The sequence below is a fragment of the Acinetobacter sp. WY4 genome (assembly GCF_018438165.1).
Lineage (GTDB): Bacteria > Pseudomonadota > Gammaproteobacteria > Pseudomonadales > Moraxellaceae > Acinetobacter.
Genome location: NZ_CP053947.1, coordinates 241212 through 257864 on the forward strand (window position 1 = coordinate 241212; position 16653 = coordinate 257864).

Genomic DNA, 16653 nt, shown 5'->3' on the forward strand with positions numbered 1-16653 from the left:
GGATCGTAAGTATTAAAAACAATAAAACCCTCTTTTTAGAGGGCTTTATTCATACATAAAAACTAGCTTAACGAAGTCGGGATAACCAGTCACCGAGGCTTTGTACAATCTGCACTAGAATCAGTAATACAATCACCGTCATGATGACTACAGAGGTATCAAAACGCTGATAACCATAAGAAATCGCTAAGTCACCAATACCACCCGCACCGACAGCACCGGCCATTGCCGTTGCACCAATCAAACTGATGGTAGCAGTAGTCAAGTTTAGAATCAGGGAACTACGCGCTTCCGGCAGAATAAACTTAAAGATAATCTGCATTGGCGTCGCGCCCATGGCTTGGGCAGATTCGATAATACCCTCATTCACTTCGAGTAAAGATGTTTCAATCAGTCGACCAATGTATGGACCGACATAAATGGTTAATGGAACAATCGCTGCCCATGTACCAATCGATGTGCCGACAATTAACTTGGTCAGTGGAATGACTGCGATTAGCAGGATAATAAACGGCAGCGAACGTAGCGCATTCACAATCGGATTGAGACCGTGATAAATCACACGATTCGGCAGAATTCCATTCGGACGTGTTACCAACAGGGTAATCGCCTGAATAAAGCCCCAGATACAGCCAAATAGCATCGCGAAGAACACCATATGAAAGGTTTCTTGCAGCGCTGTCACAAACTGATCTATCGACAGGGAGCTTTTCCAGAACGGCGCCGTGATCGTTGTTAGCCACTGTACAATCAAATCTCTCATGCCTGTACTCCCGCCTGATCGACTTGTACGCCGTGTTGTTCAAGGAATTTTATTGCTGCTTGAATTTCTTGTGCATCACCCAGTAGCTGAATAAACATCTGGCCAATCACCGTGCCATTAATTTCGGTCATATTGGCAAACAGAATATTTAAACTGATATCAAACTGTTTAATCACCGCTTGAATCACGGTTTCCTGTGCCGAGCTACCAAGGAATTTCAGGCAATAAATACTGTTGTGATTCTGGTTTTCCAGATTATTCAGAATATTGACTGGTAAATGCTGCTGTAATACGGTCTGAATAAAATTCTTGGTCGTCGGATGTTGCGGTTGGCTAAATATTTGTAAGGTGCTGCCGGTCTCAATTACGTCACCTTTTTCCATCACAGCGACATAATCACACACGGTTTCAATTACATCCATTTCATGGGTAACCATAACAATGGTGATGCCTTGTTCTTCGTTAATTTTTTTAAGTAGCTGTAGAACAGATTTGGTGGTTTGTGGATCAAGTGCAGAAGTCGCTTCATCACAGAGTAAAATTTTTGGATGATTGGCAAGGGCACGGGCAATACCGACACGCTGCTTTTGACCGCCAGACAATTCATCTGGAAAAGCATGACGTTTATGTTTCAGGTCAATAAAGTCTAATAATTCTTCGAGGCGTTTTTCTCGTTCTGCCTTGCTCCAGCCCAGGAGTTTCATTGGCATTTCGATATTGGCGGCCACGGTTTTGGTTTGCATTAAATTGAAATGCTGGAAAATCATGCCGATGCTGGCACGTTCTTGACGCAATGCTTTGGCATCCAGTGCGGTAAAATCTGTTCCGTTAATGATAATCCGGCCTGAGCTTGGGCGCTCAAGCAGGTTGATCAGACGGATGAGGGTGCTTTTACCGGCACCACTATAACCGATGATGCCAAAAATACTGCCGGTTGGAATCTGAAGATTAATCTGATTCAAGGCATGCAAGGTTTGACCCTTAAGCTCATACTGTTTTGAAATATCTTTAAATTCAATCATAGTGTCAAAAACTGCATCACGGATAAAAAAACAGGCAAGAAATCGTCCTTGCCTGTTCTAAAAGTCTATTATAGTACTATTTTGATTCAGTTAAATACGTCACAGGTTTGTTTACCGCAACTTTCGTACCACCAAAATGTTCATCAACATATGCTTTTACTGCTGGCGTATGATACAACGCACCCACTTTTTGCAGGACTGGATCATTTTGACGATCTGCTGCAACCGCTAATACGTTGACGTTCATTTTTGTGCTTTGATCAATCGGCTCATAGTAAATCGCATCTTTTAATACGTTTAAACCACCTTCCATTGCCAAGGTATTGCCCAGCACAATCGCATCAACTTCGTCTTTTACGCGTACTGCAGTCGCCATTTGAATTGGCTTAATCACGATTTGTTTTGCATTTTCGGTCACATCAGAAGTTGTGCCTTTGACATTGTCAAAACCAGCTTTTAATTTAACCAGACCTGCTGATTGTAAAAGTAATAATGCACGCGATTCGTTTGCGCCGTCATTCGGAATGGCAATGGTCGCACCAGTTTTAAACTCGTTTAAAGATTTGACTTTGCTTGAGTAAATACCCATCGGCTCTAAATAAGTGGTAGATAGAGGTGCAATTTTGGCTGTGTTAGCATCGTTGTAAGCAACCATATAGGCATAAGACTGGAATGCATTTACATCAATTTCTTTGTTGGCTACTGCCGTGTTCATTGACACGTAGTCAGTGAAATTTTTCACATCAAGTTTGATGCCGGCTGCTTTGGTTTCAGGCAATGTCGCGATATAACGCCATACGTCTGCATCTGAACCGGTCGAAGCCATAGTTACAGTCTGAAGACCATTTGCATCTTTGCTTTGCGCTGCATCAGTGGCAGGCGCTTCCTGTTTACCACACCCAGTTAAAGTCAATACAGAGGCACTCAAGATAACGCCAAGTAACTTTTTCATGAAATTGTCCTAATTCTATTCTTGCCTAGAGTATAAGCATTTTTAAATCGTGTTAAATAAGAGTTTTATTACGATCTAAGTAGATAGCTTGATCATGGTTGAAGAAAGCTTGAAGTCGAAAGCTGCAAGCGTGCAGCAACAGTTCTGATGAACTTGATCAAGTCAGAGGCAGCCCAAATCTGATGTACCTGATCTATTTTGGAGAGAGAAAATAGATATTTTATAAGTACATGGTAAGGTTTGGGTGTTCTGAAGTTGCGAATATCATAACAATAAATCTATATTCGATATACTGGATAGAAAAGCCTTGCTTATCTCTTTAGTCGAATATAAAAAAGATCTTTTAAACAAAATGTTAATTAAAACAATATATTATTTATATTGAAAATATAGTTTTAATGGATGTGTTTAAATAGTGATCTTTATAAGATTTTGTAAGATAGAAATATAAAAAATGCATATAGATAAATATAAAAAAATATCTGATTTTTTGGGAAATGAAGAAAATTCGATCATTAACGAGATAAATCTTTCCTTTATATTAACTAAGCGAGTCAGTATCTGATCTTGGTTTCCTCAGGTCATGATACTGCAAGCTTGTTTTAACAAAAGGGAATATACAGATAATCCGAACGCTGTTTTTCATAGAGTACGTGTCTACACAAGATATGATCGGCAGGTACAAGCGGATGGTCAAACTCTCCTACTTTTTCTAAGCCAATGTTTTGCATGACATGTTCTGATGGCGTATTGACGCATGCAGTAAAAGAAATAACTGTCTCGAGTCTTAGATTTCTAAAAGCATATTTCAGCACCGCTTTGGCTCCTTCAGTAGCATAGCCTTGATTCCAGTATTGCGGTGGCAAGCGCCAGCCAATTTCAGGTGCATCGGCAATTTTAAATTCAGATGGATGCACGTGTAAGCCGATAAAGCCAATAAATTCGCCTGTCGCTTTGAGTTCTACGGCAAACAGTCCCCATCCACGCGTTTTAATAGCAGTACGAATACGTTCAAGAAAAGCGGTTGCCTCAGTCGCATCGAGTTTTTTAGGGAAGTAGCGCATGACCTCGTCATCTGCACACATTTGGATAAATGGCGCAGTGTCGGAGTCTTGCCATTGGCGCAGGATCAGGCGAGGGGTTTGAAGGTGAATAGTCATTAGGTATCTTAATTTGGTTACGATTTTTTAGTTTCGTTTAGGGATTTGCTCTTTAAACTCATTAAACTGTTCCGTTTTATAGTCCAAAGATATTATATCCTCGACTACGTCTAAAAATGTTTTTACCATTTCCTCTTCAGGTCTAAAGCCTCTATGGTTAGAAGCATTTCCACCCTCAATAATCGTATTTAATATTTCATATTGTGTCTTACTAATATGTTTGTCCTCTAACATTTTTTTGAGCTTTCTTTCAAATCCTCCTATATCGCCTACTTTTTTTACTAAGTATCTATCTATTAGAGTTCGAATTCCTGAAAGAGCTAAAATAAATAATCCTTTTTCGTAGGCTGAAATGACTTCAAAAAAGAGCAACAGATCATCTTTAGGTAGATCGAAAGACCATTTTTTTTCATGCAATAATGATTTGTTGAATCTGGGAAAACTCGTACTTGATATCTAATAAGATTCGCATTTCCCTAAGTTCTCTAAATCAGATTTTATTGAAGCCCATTTTTGGCTAGTGTTCTCATCAATATCTTTTACATGAAATGAGTCTAAATGTAATGATGGCGCATTACATTTTTGACATTGGGTGAACTGGTAGGCATCAATGCTGTAAGTCCATAGTGAGGTTGCTTGATCAGTCGTTATATTTTTTGAAAAACCTTCGATAACTCTTGGGTGGATTGTTAAATTCAATCTATTTTGTGGAGTATCGTGCTTACATTCCCAGCAATATTTCCAAATATACATATATTCAACTTCTTATTTTAGTGATGTGCAAAAGAGTAAATTATTTATAGGCGTATGAATAGTTCTGTGGATTGTATAAGCAAATAAAAAAACCCCGAAAGAATCGGGGTTTTTTATACTTAAATAAAATTAAGCATTTTCACGAGCAATCGCACGGTAACCAATGTCTTTACGATATTGAACGCCGTCGAACGTTACTTTTTGGCAAAGTTCTAAAGCTTTTGCTTGTGCTTCACCAATGGTATTACCCAGTGCAGTCACGCAAAGTACACGACCACCAGCAGTGACGATATCGCCATTTTCATTGGCTTTAGTACCTGCATGGAACACTCTCGCATCAGTCATTTCAGTGTCTAAACCTGAAATTACATCACCATTGCTTGAAGTTTCTGGGTAACCTTTCGACGCTAAAACGATACCAACAGTCTTGCGCTCATCCCATTCAGCTTCAGCAGGTAAGTTGCCTGCAATGCCTGCTTCAACGAGATCCACCAAAGATGATTTTAAACGCATCATGATTGGCTGAGTTTCAGGATCACCAAAACGACAGTTAAACTCAATTACTTTTGGTTGACCTTGTTCGTCAATCATCAAACCAGCGTATAAGAAACCTGTATAAACATGCCCGTCTTTTTTCATACCTTCAACGGTAGGACGCATCACTTCATTCATGGTTTTTTCAAATACGTCAGCAGTCACAACAGGCGCAGGAGAGTAAGCACCCATACCGCCAGTGTTTGGACCTTGGTCACCTTCAAAAATACGCTTATGGTCTTGAGATGTTGCCATTGGCAAGATGTTGTCGCCATCAATCATACAAATGAAAGATGCTTCTTCACCTGCAAGGAATTCTTCGATCACAACACGAGAACCTGCATCACCAAATTTATTGCCTGCAAGCATGTCATCAATCGCATCAAATGCTTCTTGATTGGTCATCGCAACGATTACGCCTTTACCCGCAGCAAGACCGTCAGCCTTGATCACAATTGGCGCGCCATTTTTCTCAACAAATGCTTTAGCCGCATCTACTTCAGTAAATACGTCATAGAAAGCAGTTGGAATGTTGTGACGTTTTAAGAAGTGCTTTGCAAATGCTTTAGAGCCTTCAAGCTGTGCAGCAAATTGAGTAGGACCCCAAATTTTTACACCTGCTTCACGGCAAGCATCAACGACACCATTCACAAGTGGGGCTTCTGGGCCCACGATAATTAAATCAATTGCATTGTTTTTTGCGAAATCGATAATCGCAGCATTGTCTAAAATGCTTAAATTTACGTTTTCACATTTATTTTCAGTGGCTGTACCTGCGTTGCCCGGAGCAACAAAGACTTTAGCGACTTTATCGTCTTGTGCGATTTTCCATGCCAATGCATGTTCACGACCGCCATTACCCAAAACTAAAACGTTCATCTTTTATAATCCTGTTTAAAAGAAATCCCCACATCTCCAAAAGGAGAATCCCATTTTTGCAGTACTTGACGTACAAAACCCTCCTTAGAAAAGGAGGGCTAGGGAGGATTCAAAAAATTAAATGAATCTTCATGTGTCTATTAATGACGGAAGTGACGCATACCAGTGAACACCATTGCAATACCAGCTTCGTCAGCCGCAGCAATCGTTTCTTCATCACGCATAGAACCACCCGGTTGGATAATGCATTTGATGCCTGCTTTCGCAGCGTTATCAATACCATCACGGAATGGGAAGAATGCGTCAGATGCCATAACTGCACCTTCAACCACTAGACCCGCGTGTTCAGCTTTGATCGCAGCAATACGAGCAGAGTTTACACGGCTCATTTGACCTGCGCCCACACCAATGGTTTGACGGTTTTTAGCATAAACAATCGCGTTAGACTTTACGTATTTCGCCACTTTCCAAGCGAAGATCATGTCATCGATTTCTTGTTCAGTCGGCGCACGTTTAGTCACAACTTTAAGATCATCTTTCGTGATCATGCCCAAGTCTTGGTCTTGAACCAGTAAACCACCGTTTACACGTTTGTAGTCCAGTTGCGATTGACGCGCATCGATTGCTGGAAGTTCGCCACATACAAGTACACGTACGTTTTTCTTCGCGCCCGTTACTTCAAGAACGCCTTCAGCAACGCTCGGTGCAATGATCACTTCAACGAATTGACGATCTACAATCGCTTGTGCAGTTGCAACGTCTAATTCACGGTTGAATGCAATGATGCCACCGAAAGCAGATTCAGGATCTGTTGCATACGCAAGATCATAAGCTGCTTGAATACCGTCTAAAGATACTGCAACGCCACATGGGTTAGCATGTTTAACGATCACACAAGCAGGCTTCGCAAATGATTTCACACATTCAAGTGCTGCATCAGTATCTGCGATGTTGTTATAAGAGAGTTCTTTACCTTGAAGCTGTTTCGCTGTTGAAACAGAAGCTTCAGTCGCTGTGTCTTCTACATAGAATGCAGCAGCTTGATGCGGGTTCTCACCGTAACGAAGGTCTTGAACTTTGTTCAATTGAGTATTGAAAGTACGTGCAAATTTGTCTGCCTGACCTTCTTCTTTACCTACGCGAGCGCCTAAGTAAGATGCGATCATGCCGTCATATTGAGCAGTATGTTCAAATGCTTTTACTGCTAGGTCAAAACGAGTTGCATGAGATAAAGCACCCTCAGCTTTAAGCTCAGCCACAACAGTTGCATAGTCAGAAGCATTTACGATGATACCGACTGATGCATGGTTTTTTGCCGCAGCACGAACCATGGTAGGACCACCGATGTCGATATTTTCGATTGCATCAGCAAGTGAACAATTTGGTTTTGCTACTGTTGCAGCAAATGGATAAAGGTTTACAACGACTAAATCAATAGCATCAATGTTGTGTTCAGCCATCACAGCTTCATCTAGACCACGGCGAGCTAAGATACCCCCATGAATTTTAGGATGTAGTGTTTTTACACGGCCGTCCATCATCTCTGGAAAACCTGTATGCTCCGAAACTTCAACTACAGCCACATTATTGTCTTTCAATAATTTGTAGGTACCACCTGTAGATAAAATTTCTACCCCTAGAGCAGCAAGTTCTTGTGCAAATTCAACAATACCAGTCTTGTCAGACACAGAGATTAAAGCGCGTTTAATAGTCATGATCTTCGTCACAGTTTTCAAGGAACAGAATAAAACAAAATCAGCAATTTACAGGTTAAAAAAAATGCCTGCGGAAGCCGCAAGCATTTTATCATTTATTCACTCATTAAACCGTGAGCTTTTAACTTTTTACGTAAAGTACCACGGTTGAGTCCGAGGATCTCGGCAGCACGTGTTTGGTTACCACGTGTATATTCTAGAACTACAGATAGAAGAGGTTTCTCCATTTCTGCTAGCACCATGTCGTATACCTGAGATGGTTGCTCGCCCTGCAGTTGTGCAAAATAGTGGCGAACTGCGCGATCTACGTGGATACGTAAAGCAACATCAGATTGTGCAGTAAAAATAGGAGATTTGCTATTCATGCGAATTAATCCGAAAAACAAATATCACTTGGGTAAAGTGATATATAAAAGTGGTCTAGAAATTGAAATGAACTCCATTTTAGATCCTAAAACGGAAGTTCTAAAACTTAGTCATTACATTGAGCCTGTAGCTTGACACATCTCTGCGATTTGGTCGAAAAATAAGCGTAACAATAGTTAAAGTTTTGTTACTGACCAAAATCAAAACAAAAAAATCTGCACGATACGCAATAAATTTTATAGCGCATTAGGCAAGACTGTATTTGTTGTGAAAAAGTCGCGAGGAGTTGCAGCACATAGCTTTCGTGGCGCGTATCATACCATTGTCTAAGCAAAAGTGAGCAAGAAAACTGCATTTTTTTTAACTTTTTTTAATTTTTTAATGCTTTCTCAGTAGATTAGGGGCGAATTATTTCTAAAGTATAGCGATCAAAGCTTTTGCGATCGACTGGAAGCTTAAATTTGAATTTAAACGGGCTGTTTTTCGGAATGCGCTGAATATTGACTAAACTTTCAATCAAGTACTCTTCGGAGGACAGGTTATAAGTTGCAATCACTTCACCGCGATGTTCCAGATTGATTCTTAAAATTGGTAAAGCCAGACTACGGTCATGAAAATTAATCAGCTCACCGCTAAACTCAGCTTCATTATTACCGGTTGCCTTGATTTTGACTTTATTAACCTGAATTAGTGTGTAGTATTTTTCCAGATTGGAACAATTAAACACTTCACAAGCACTGTTAAAGGCCAGACTCATGACGTGACTGTTTTTGATGTATTGCGGATTGAACCAGAAAAATTGAAACAGCAGCAGGCTGAACAGCGACAGATTAAGTAAACTCCAGCCTATATAGTACATTGGCCCGCGTTTGGTTTGTTTTTCTGCCTGATCTTCCCAATTCATGCTCGGCAGGACTGAAATCGGCTCGGTACTGAAATAATTCAGGTTATTTAAATAGGTTTCCAGGTCAATATTGGAATGTTCAACTTTTTGATCAAAAATCTGTAGCAGGCTATGACGATGGTGCTGCTGATCCGTGTGATAAACACCTGAGTTATTTTGAGCATTAGTTTTGCTGAATTCGCTGGAGTTTGATTGAGCGTGAGACATTGAGGCAGTGACCGAATTCCGGGTTTCGGTCACCAAATGCGATAAGGCATTAAATGAGGTGGTACATTTAGGACAGCAAACCATTCCCTGCGCAACGGTGAGTTGAGCAACTGTGACCTTATAGGTGGTGGAACAGGTAGGGCAATGGGTTCTTTTGTCACTCATGGATTATTTATAGGCTCATTCGTTCTTATGGCGTTTACCCGAGATACGGCACCAGTGCTCGTCTCGTTTTTCTACCTCTAATATATCAAAATAATTTGAGTAAATGCTAGTAACATCAGCAACTTGCTCTTCAATCACTCCGGCAAGTGCGAACTGTCCCTCAGATTTGATTAAAGTTGCGAACTCAGGAGCCAGCATCATCAGTGGTGCTGCCAGAATATTGGCAACAAATACGTCAGCTTTGGTATTGCCGAGCTCATCTCTAAATTCTTCTGGCAGTCCGACATAAAGTTTGTCCAGTACGCCATTCAGTTCAGCGTTTTGCTGAGTCGCCAGTACAGCTTGTGGGTCGATATCAGTAGCATATGCTTTTTTCGCACCTAATAGCAGTGCAGCTACCGCGAGAATGCCTGAGCCACAGCCATAATCGATGACAATTTTATCTTTCACATTAATTTTGCCGAGCCATTGTAAGCACAGGAAAGTTGAAGCGTGGTTGCCTGTTCCGAAAGCCAGACCTGGATCAAGCTTGATGTTTACCGCATCGGCATCAGGTGCTTCCATCCACTCCGGTACGATCCAGTATTTATCAGCAATCTGAATAGGCTCATAGGCATCCATCCAGGTACGTTCCCAAGCCTGATCTTCAATCAGTTCATGACGAATCGGAGCATCTGGCATTTGTGTACGAATAAAGGTTTCTAGTGCGGCAACATCGATTTCTTCGCCTTCTTCCTGCGCATAAATACCGGTCACAATCACTTTATTCCAAAGTGGCGTTTCACCTGGAAGTGGTTCCAGCAAATCCTGGTTTTCAGCATCATCCAAAGTCACACTCACTGCGCCTAGCGAGCTGAGTAATGTCTCAGTAAAATCAACCTGAGCCTGTTCAACCGTAATATGAATTTGTAACCACTTCACAGAAATAACCTTTATACATTTTTCAAAAAGCTATTGTAACGGAAGTTCAGACTCAACGCTGCTATCTTCTTGATCCATTCCCAAAATAAAAAGGATGCCTGAGGCATCCTTTGAACAGTTCCAGAGCTTATCTAATCCAGATTCGTTAAAGGTGTTTGCGCCGGGAGTGGTGCAAGCCGATTCAACAGACTGCCAAAAATTGCAGCAAAGATATACATAAAGATAGAATAAACCGCGGCTGGCATCGCCACAGCAGCACTGCCAATCACGGTCAGGGCAATGGTCATGGCGAGGGTGCTGTTATGAATGCCAATTTCAAATGCACTGGCACGGGCTTGAGCGCTATTAATATTCAGTAGTCGCGGAATCAGATAACCAATACTCAGGCTCAGGATGCAGAACAAGGCAGTCGCCAGACCCACCTGGGTCAAGTATTCACCGATATTGCTGCGCTCTTTGATGAGTGTGGCAATAATAATCAGCACCAAAAAGCCAATCGAAAAAATCCGCAGCGGCCGATTCAGTTTTGCTGTCACGCCTGGTGCATAGCGCCGAATCAACATGCCAATTCCCACCGGAATCAGGATGATCGCAAAGACTTGCAGAATCTTGCCGAATTGCAGGCCAACTTGCTGGCTATCCTGCATAAAATGCATGATCGAAAAATTAATAATTAAAGGTAAGGTAATTGCTGCGATGACTGAGTTGATAGCAGTCAAAGTGATATTGAGGGCTAAGTCACCTTTAAACAGGTAGCTAAACAGGTTGGCCGTTGCACCCCCGGGCGAAGCCGCCAGGAGCATCAACCCGACCGAGAGCAATGGGGTTAAAGCGAATAGTTTGCAAAGCAAAAAGGCAATGCCAACCAGAACAACCAGTTGGCAGAACAATGCTATAAATACGGCTTTGGGGTGGCGAGTGACACGGCTAAAGTCCCGAGGCGTCAGTTCAAGGCCCAGTCCCATCATGATGATTGCAAGTGCCAGCGGCAGTAATATCGTTATAAGGCCAGAATCCATCTGTATGCTCCTTGTCGAAAATTGTTTTAATACTTCTGATTTTCTTTAGAAAAGCATACAGCCTTATAGCAGAATCAGCCAAATAAATTACAAATCTGATAAACGACTTTTATTGCTATACACCACTTGCTGGCGACTAATCAGCACACCGAAAATAGTGGCGAAACTGTACATGAAAATTGTATAAATGCCTGCAGGAATAGCCATCGTGACATTATTTAAGACCGATATCGCAATCGTCAGCGCAATGGCAGTGTTATGAATGCCAATTTCAAAGGTACAGGCGCGTGCCATTTTCTCTGGAATACCCATGAGTAAAGGAATGCAATAGCCAATAAACAGGCTGGAAAAACATAAAATCGCAGTTGCTGCACCAATATTGGCAAAGTATTCGACCAAATTCGAACGTTCTCTGAAAATGGCGAATATGAATAGGATGGTTAGAAAACCGATAGAGAGTAAGCGCATGGGCCTGCTGACAGTAATTGACAGGTTTGGAAATTTGGCCCGAAGCAGCATACCCATGATCACGGGAATCAAGGTAATTAAAAAGACCTGCATAATCTTTTCAACTGGAAAAGTCACGTTTGAGTCATGACTCATAAAGTAGTGTAAGGACAGATTGATAATAAAGGGCAGGGTAAAAATAGAGATGATGGTATTAATGGCGGTTAGAGTAATATTCAGTGCCACATCACCTTTATATATGTAGCTAAATAGGTTCGCGGTTGGGCCACCAGGTGAGGCGGCTAGCAACATCAGACCTACAGCAAGCAAAGCGGGCAAGTCCAAAATCAGACAAATAAAAAAAGCAACGCTGGGTAATAGGACTAACTGCGCAAATAAAGTAATAAAAATGACTTTAGGATAGCGACTTAAGCGCAGGAAATCTTTGATAGTGAGTTCTAGCCCCAGCCCCATCATCATAATTGCCAATGTAATTGGCAAAAAAACGCTAAAAAACCCCGAATCCATGAATTTGCCTTTTTATTATACATTTATAGGTATATTTCCAGTTTAGCCTAGATGAATAAATAAGCAATAAAAAACGGGCAAAATGCAGTCACTTTGCCCGTCAAAGCTTTTACTTGAAATCTAAACTATTTAGATATATATCGGCTACATACCTGGCTGGCCTTGCATTGGTGAATCAGGCTGTGCTGGCTGGTTCATCTGATGCTGCATAGGCTGGTTTTGCATATGTGGCTGCATCGGTTGGCTTTGCATCTGAGATTGTCCCTGAGGGCGTGGTGGCATAAAGCCTAATGCACATTTACCTTTGACTTCGGCACCATTGATGGTAGCAGTAGTCGCACCACTGTTGCCGCTACAGGTACTCATGAGTTCGGCTTCATCGCCTTTGATTGAAGCATTTTTGGATGAAGCGAAAAATTGTGGCTCACAGGTACCATTCCAGATAATGCCGCGATAGGCAAAACTGACTTGTGCACCTTGGGATTTGCCTTTACAAACCTGTTGGTACTTTTGTGCATTATAAATGGTTTCGACCTTATCATTCGCTGATGCAGCAAATGGCGCAAAACATAAACCACATAGAACGGTTGAGAGGAAAATATTCTTATTCATCTTTTATACCTTTGTTTGTAATGTAACCAACATATAGATTAAAAAATGCGCGAGATTAAACAATGCAAATCGAGTAAATTTCTCAGCTTATATGTTTAATTTATATAGTTCCTCTGCAAAGTTAAATTACAGTGCTTTATTGTTATGCGAGTTAAGTGCGATTTATCTCAGGATAAATTCAACTGAATTTGTCTACTTTAGAGTGAAATTTGCTATAATGCTCAGCTATTCTTTTTTATCTCTCAATTACCACTATGCATTATCCTAAAGTATACGATGTCATTGTTATCGGTGGCGGTCACGCCGGTACGGAAGCGGCTCTGGCTGCAGCGCGTATGGGTCGACAGACTTTACTCTTAACTCATAACATTGAGACTTTAGGGCAGATGAGCTGTAACCCGGCCATCGGTGGTATTGGTAAATCGCATTTGGTGCGTGAAATTGATGCCTTGGGCGGTGCGATGGCACTGGCTGCCGATAAAGGCGGTATTCAATTCCGTATTTTGAACTCGCGTAAAGGTGCTGCAGTACGTGCAACACGTGCGCAGGCGGACCGTGTACGTTATAAGGCGGCTATTCGCGAAACATTAGAAAACCAAGCAAACCTTGATATTTTTCAGCAAGCCGCAGATGACCTGATTGTTGAAGGCGATACCGTTAAAGGTGTGGTTACCCAAATGGGTATCCGTTTTGATGCGAAAACTGTGGTGCTGACAGCAGGTACATTCTTAGGTGGTGTCATCCACGTTGGTGTGGAGAAATCTAGCGGTGGTCGTGCTGGTGATCCGCCATCTATTTCACTTGCACATCGTTTGCGTGAATTAAACTTGCCAGTAGGTCGTTTAAAAACAGGTACACCACCACGTATTGACGCGCGTTCAGTGGATTTCTCTGTGATGACACCACAGCCGGGTGATTTCCCATCTCCGACCATGTCATTCATGGGGGATGTGTCTATGCATCCTGAGCAGGTAAATTGCTATATCACGCATACCAATGAACGCACGCATGAAATCATTCGTGGCGGTTTAGACCGTTCACCGATGTACACGGGTGTGATCGAAGGTGTTGGACCACGTTATTGCCCATCGATTGAAGATAAGATTCACCGTTTTGCCGATAAAGATTCTCACCAAGTCTTCTTGGAGCCTGAAGGCTTGGATACAAATGAGCTTTATCCAAATGGTATTTCGACTTCTTTACCGTTCGACGTTCAGTTTGAACTGGTTCGCTCGATCCGTGGTATGGAAAATGCGCACATTCTTCGTCCGGGCTATGCCATTGAATACGATTACTTCAACCCACAAGCGTTGAAATTTACCCTTGAAACCAAAGCAATTAATAACTTGTATTTCGCCGGTCAAATCAACGGCACAACCGGTTATGAAGAAGCGGGTGCGCAGGGTTTGCTTGCAGGCTTGAACGCTGCACGCCGTGCCTGGGATCAGGAGCAATGGACGCCAAAACGTGATGAAGCATACATGGGTGTTCTGGTCGATGACCTGATCACATTAGGTACCAAAGAACCATACCGTATGTTCACCTCACGTGCCGAATACCGTTTGATGCTGCGTGAAGATAACGCAGATCAGCGTTTAACAGCAATTGGTCGTGAAATGGGTCTAGTGGATGATGCACGTTGGGCAGTGTACTGTGAGAAAATGGAAGCAGTAGAAAAAGAAACGGGTCGTTTACAACACCTGTGGGCTGCACCAAACAATCCAATGGGCAAGAAATTCGTTGAGATGACCGGTGCAGAGCTGTCTAAAGAATGTTCGGCGATCGATTTGTTGAAACGTCCAAACATTTCATTTGCTCAAATTGCAGAGTTAACCAATTCTGAAGTATCACCATTTGTCGGTGAGCAAATTGAAATTGCAGTGAAATATGCGGGTTATATTAATCGTCAGCATGAAGATGTCGCACAAATGAAACGTCTTGAAGAAACCCGTATTCCTGCGGATTTCGATTATGACATCGTGTCAGGTCTGTCCCGTGAAATTACCCTGAAACTGAAAGATGTTCGTCCTGAAACATTGGCGCAAGCCAGTCGTATTCCAGGTGTAACCCCTGCAGCAGTTCAACTGGTGATGATTACAATTCGTAAGAATGCACAAGCAAAGAAATCTGCTTAAGATTATGCGCTAAAAAAGCCCGCATTAAGCGGGCTTTTTATCGGCTTGTAGTTTTGTATAAGTTTTGACTATCGTTGAATTAAAAATAACTACTATTAAATTAAGTTATTGATAAATATATATAATAAATATTATTAAGATGTATTAAGTCTAGAAATACAATCTTTTAGGTCTAATTTAGATGATATTTACACATGCTGATGTGCTTAAACCCGACTATTGTCGTGCTATTTCTCTATTAAGATTAGGTTAAGAATAATGCAACGGATCGTCAGACTATCAAACGGTTTGTGAATTATTGATGGAGATCAGTCATGGCACAGTCATACAGCGAAAAAGCCCAAAAAATATTAACGATATTCTTATGTTTCTGGGTCGCATTTTTTGAAGGTTTTGACCTTCAAGCTCCCGGGATTGCGGCGAAAGGAATTGCAGCAAGCTTTGGTTTAGATCAAATCCAAATGGGCTATGTATTTAGTCTGGGTGTCTTTGGAATGCTGTTTGGCGCATTCTTTGGCGGACGTATTGCAGATTATCTAGGACAAAAGAAAGTCCTAATGCTTTCTGTGACTATTTTTGGTCTGTTCATGTCGTTGACTGCAATTGCGCCAAGCATCGAAGTTTTATATGCAGCGCGTTTCTTTACTGGTTTGGGTTTAGGTGCGGCAATGCCAACCATGATTTCAGTCGTCGGTGATGAAGCAACGGAAGCCAACCGTGGCAAGCTAAATAGTCTGATGTATTGTGGTTTGCCGGTAGGGGCGATCTTTGTTGCCGGTCTGGCCATGTTGCTTCCGGAGATTCAATGGCAAACCTTGTTCCTGATTGGGGGATTAACGCCTTTAGCACTGATTCCATTGATGGCATTTATTCTTAAAGATAAGCCTAAAGTGAATGCGGGAAGTACCGGTTTCTGGCGAAGCTGTGCCGGGAATGGCTGAGGTGTTGTTCAAGCAGCAACAGTATAAAAATACAGTGCCTCTTTGAGTTGGTTTCTTTTTTACCTTGATGATCAATTATATTTTGATCAGCTGGTTACCTAACTTGCTTATGGAACAAGGTTTGCAGAAACAACAGGCATTTCTGGTGATGTTGGTGTTCCAGGTGGGCGCGGTTATTGGAACCCTGAGCCTAGGTTATTTACTGGATCGTTTAAAGCTTTGGCAAATGGCGACCATCATTTATAGTGGCTTGTTTGTTGCCTTGGTATTGTTATTCACCACAACTTCTATTCCGTTATTAATTTTGGCGGGAGTCATGGGTGGCATTTTCTCTACGGGTGGTCAATCTATTCTATATGGGATCTCACCGATTTTTTACTCAGGCGCAGGCAAAGTGACAGGCGTGGGCAGTGCGATCTCTTTAGGGCGTTTAGGGGCGATGACTGGACCATTATTAACTGGAAAAATTCTGGCATTAGGTTTGGGCACCACAGGTATTCTTGTGGCAAGTTTACCAGCAGTGGTCGTATCGGCAGTAGCCGTCACTGCACTATCACGTTATAAGGCTGCTCATAAGTAATTAATCATTGAGATCTATCAATACAAAAAGGGAATCTGAAAATTCCCTTT

14 protein-coding genes and 1 pseudogene are annotated in these 16653 nt (G+C 41.8%); 2 read left to right on the forward strand and 13 right to left on the reverse strand.

All coding sequences use genetic code 11. From position 1 onward, the window contains the following. Positions 1-67: 67 nt before the first annotated feature. From G4D73_RS01130 to G4D73_RS01190, 13 genes are all read right to left on the reverse strand, one after another. A complete protein-coding gene (locus G4D73_RS01130) occupies positions 68-763 on the reverse strand; it encodes a methionine ABC transporter permease (protein ID WP_004279923.1) in 696 nt (231 codons plus the stop codon). Continuing rightward, positions 760-1785 carry a methionine ABC transporter ATP-binding protein gene (locus G4D73_RS01135; protein ID WP_005100878.1) on the reverse strand — a complete coding sequence of 342 codons (1026 nt, stop codon included), beginning with the start codon at positions 1783-1785 and terminating at the stop codon, positions 760-762. Before G4D73_RS01135 ends, G4D73_RS01130 begins: the two co-directional genes overlap by 4 nt. 76 nt (positions 1786-1861) lie before the next feature. Beyond that, positions 1862-2737 carry a MetQ/NlpA family ABC transporter substrate-binding protein gene (locus tag G4D73_RS01140; RefSeq protein ID WP_195724830.1) on the reverse strand — a complete coding sequence of 292 codons (876 nt, stop codon included), beginning with the start codon at positions 2735-2737 and terminating at the stop codon, positions 1862-1864. A 602-nt stretch (positions 2738-3339) separates the two neighbouring features. Next, on the reverse strand, positions 3340-3897 hold the full coding sequence (locus G4D73_RS01145) for a GNAT family N-acetyltransferase (protein WP_213687175.1): 558 nt from the start codon (positions 3895-3897) through the stop codon (positions 3340-3342). 27 nt (positions 3898-3924) lie between these two features. Further along, on the reverse strand, positions 3925-4314 hold the full coding sequence (locus G4D73_RS15450; RefSeq protein WP_228305178.1) for a DUF4145 domain-containing protein: 390 nt from the start codon (positions 4312-4314) through the stop codon (positions 3925-3927). Between the two features lie 465 nt (positions 4315-4779). Then, on the reverse strand, positions 4780-6063 hold the full coding sequence (gene purD, locus G4D73_RS01155; RefSeq protein ID WP_180038576.1) for a phosphoribosylamine--glycine ligase: 1284 nt from the start codon (positions 6061-6063) through the stop codon (positions 4780-4782). A 140-nt stretch (positions 6064-6203) separates the two neighbouring features. Continuing rightward, positions 6204-7778 carry a bifunctional phosphoribosylaminoimidazolecarboxamide formyltransferase/IMP cyclohydrolase gene (purH, locus tag G4D73_RS01160; protein ID WP_004646700.1) on the reverse strand — a complete coding sequence of 525 codons (1575 nt, stop codon included), beginning with the start codon at positions 7776-7778 and terminating at the stop codon, positions 6204-6206. 95 nt (positions 7779-7873) lie between these two features. Beyond that, positions 7874-8143 (reverse strand): DNA-binding transcriptional regulator Fis, encoded by a 270-nt coding sequence (fis, locus tag G4D73_RS01165; protein WP_001086304.1) that lies wholly within the window; start codon positions 8141-8143, stop codon positions 7874-7876. 398 nt (positions 8144-8541) lie between these two features. After that, entirely contained in the window at positions 8542-9420 is an 879-nt protein-coding gene (locus G4D73_RS01170) for a DUF3426 domain-containing protein (protein ID WP_004646701.1), read from the reverse strand. Between the two features lie 15 nt (positions 9421-9435). Next, positions 9436-10341 carry a 50S ribosomal protein L11 methyltransferase gene (gene prmA, locus G4D73_RS01175; protein ID WP_005266631.1) on the reverse strand — a complete coding sequence of 302 codons (906 nt, stop codon included), beginning with the start codon at positions 10339-10341 and terminating at the stop codon, positions 9436-9438. Between the two features lie 131 nt (positions 10342-10472). Further along, the gene (locus tag G4D73_RS01180) at positions 10473-11360 is read right to left on the reverse strand and encodes a bile acid:sodium symporter family protein (protein WP_071852166.1); all 888 of its coding nucleotides are present in this window, start codon (positions 11358-11360) and stop codon (positions 10473-10475) included. Positions 11361-11447: 87 nt separating this feature from the next. After that, positions 11448-12335 carry a bile acid:sodium symporter family protein gene (locus G4D73_RS01185; RefSeq protein ID WP_180038578.1) on the reverse strand — a complete coding sequence of 296 codons (888 nt, stop codon included), beginning with the start codon at positions 12333-12335 and terminating at the stop codon, positions 11448-11450. Positions 12336-12479: 144 nt separating this feature from the next. Beyond that, entirely contained in the window at positions 12480-12947 is a 468-nt protein-coding gene (locus G4D73_RS01190; protein ID WP_004279893.1) for a hypothetical protein, read from the reverse strand. A 254-nt stretch (positions 12948-13201) separates the two neighbouring features. On the opposite strand from G4D73_RS01190, the gene mnmG reads away from it, so the two are divergent. Both mnmG and mhpT read left to right on the forward strand, forming a co-directional pair. Further along, positions 13202-15082 carry a tRNA uridine-5-carboxymethylaminomethyl(34) synthesis enzyme MnmG gene (mnmG, locus tag G4D73_RS01195; RefSeq protein ID WP_213687176.1) on the forward strand — a complete coding sequence of 627 codons (1881 nt, stop codon included), beginning with the start codon at positions 13202-13204 and terminating at the stop codon, positions 15080-15082. A gap of 314 nt (positions 15083-15396) precedes the next feature. Further along, positions 15397-16603: pseudogene (gene mhpT, locus G4D73_RS15685) on the forward strand (3-(3-hydroxy-phenyl)propionate transporter MhpT). Positions 16604-16653: the final 50 nt, after the last annotated feature.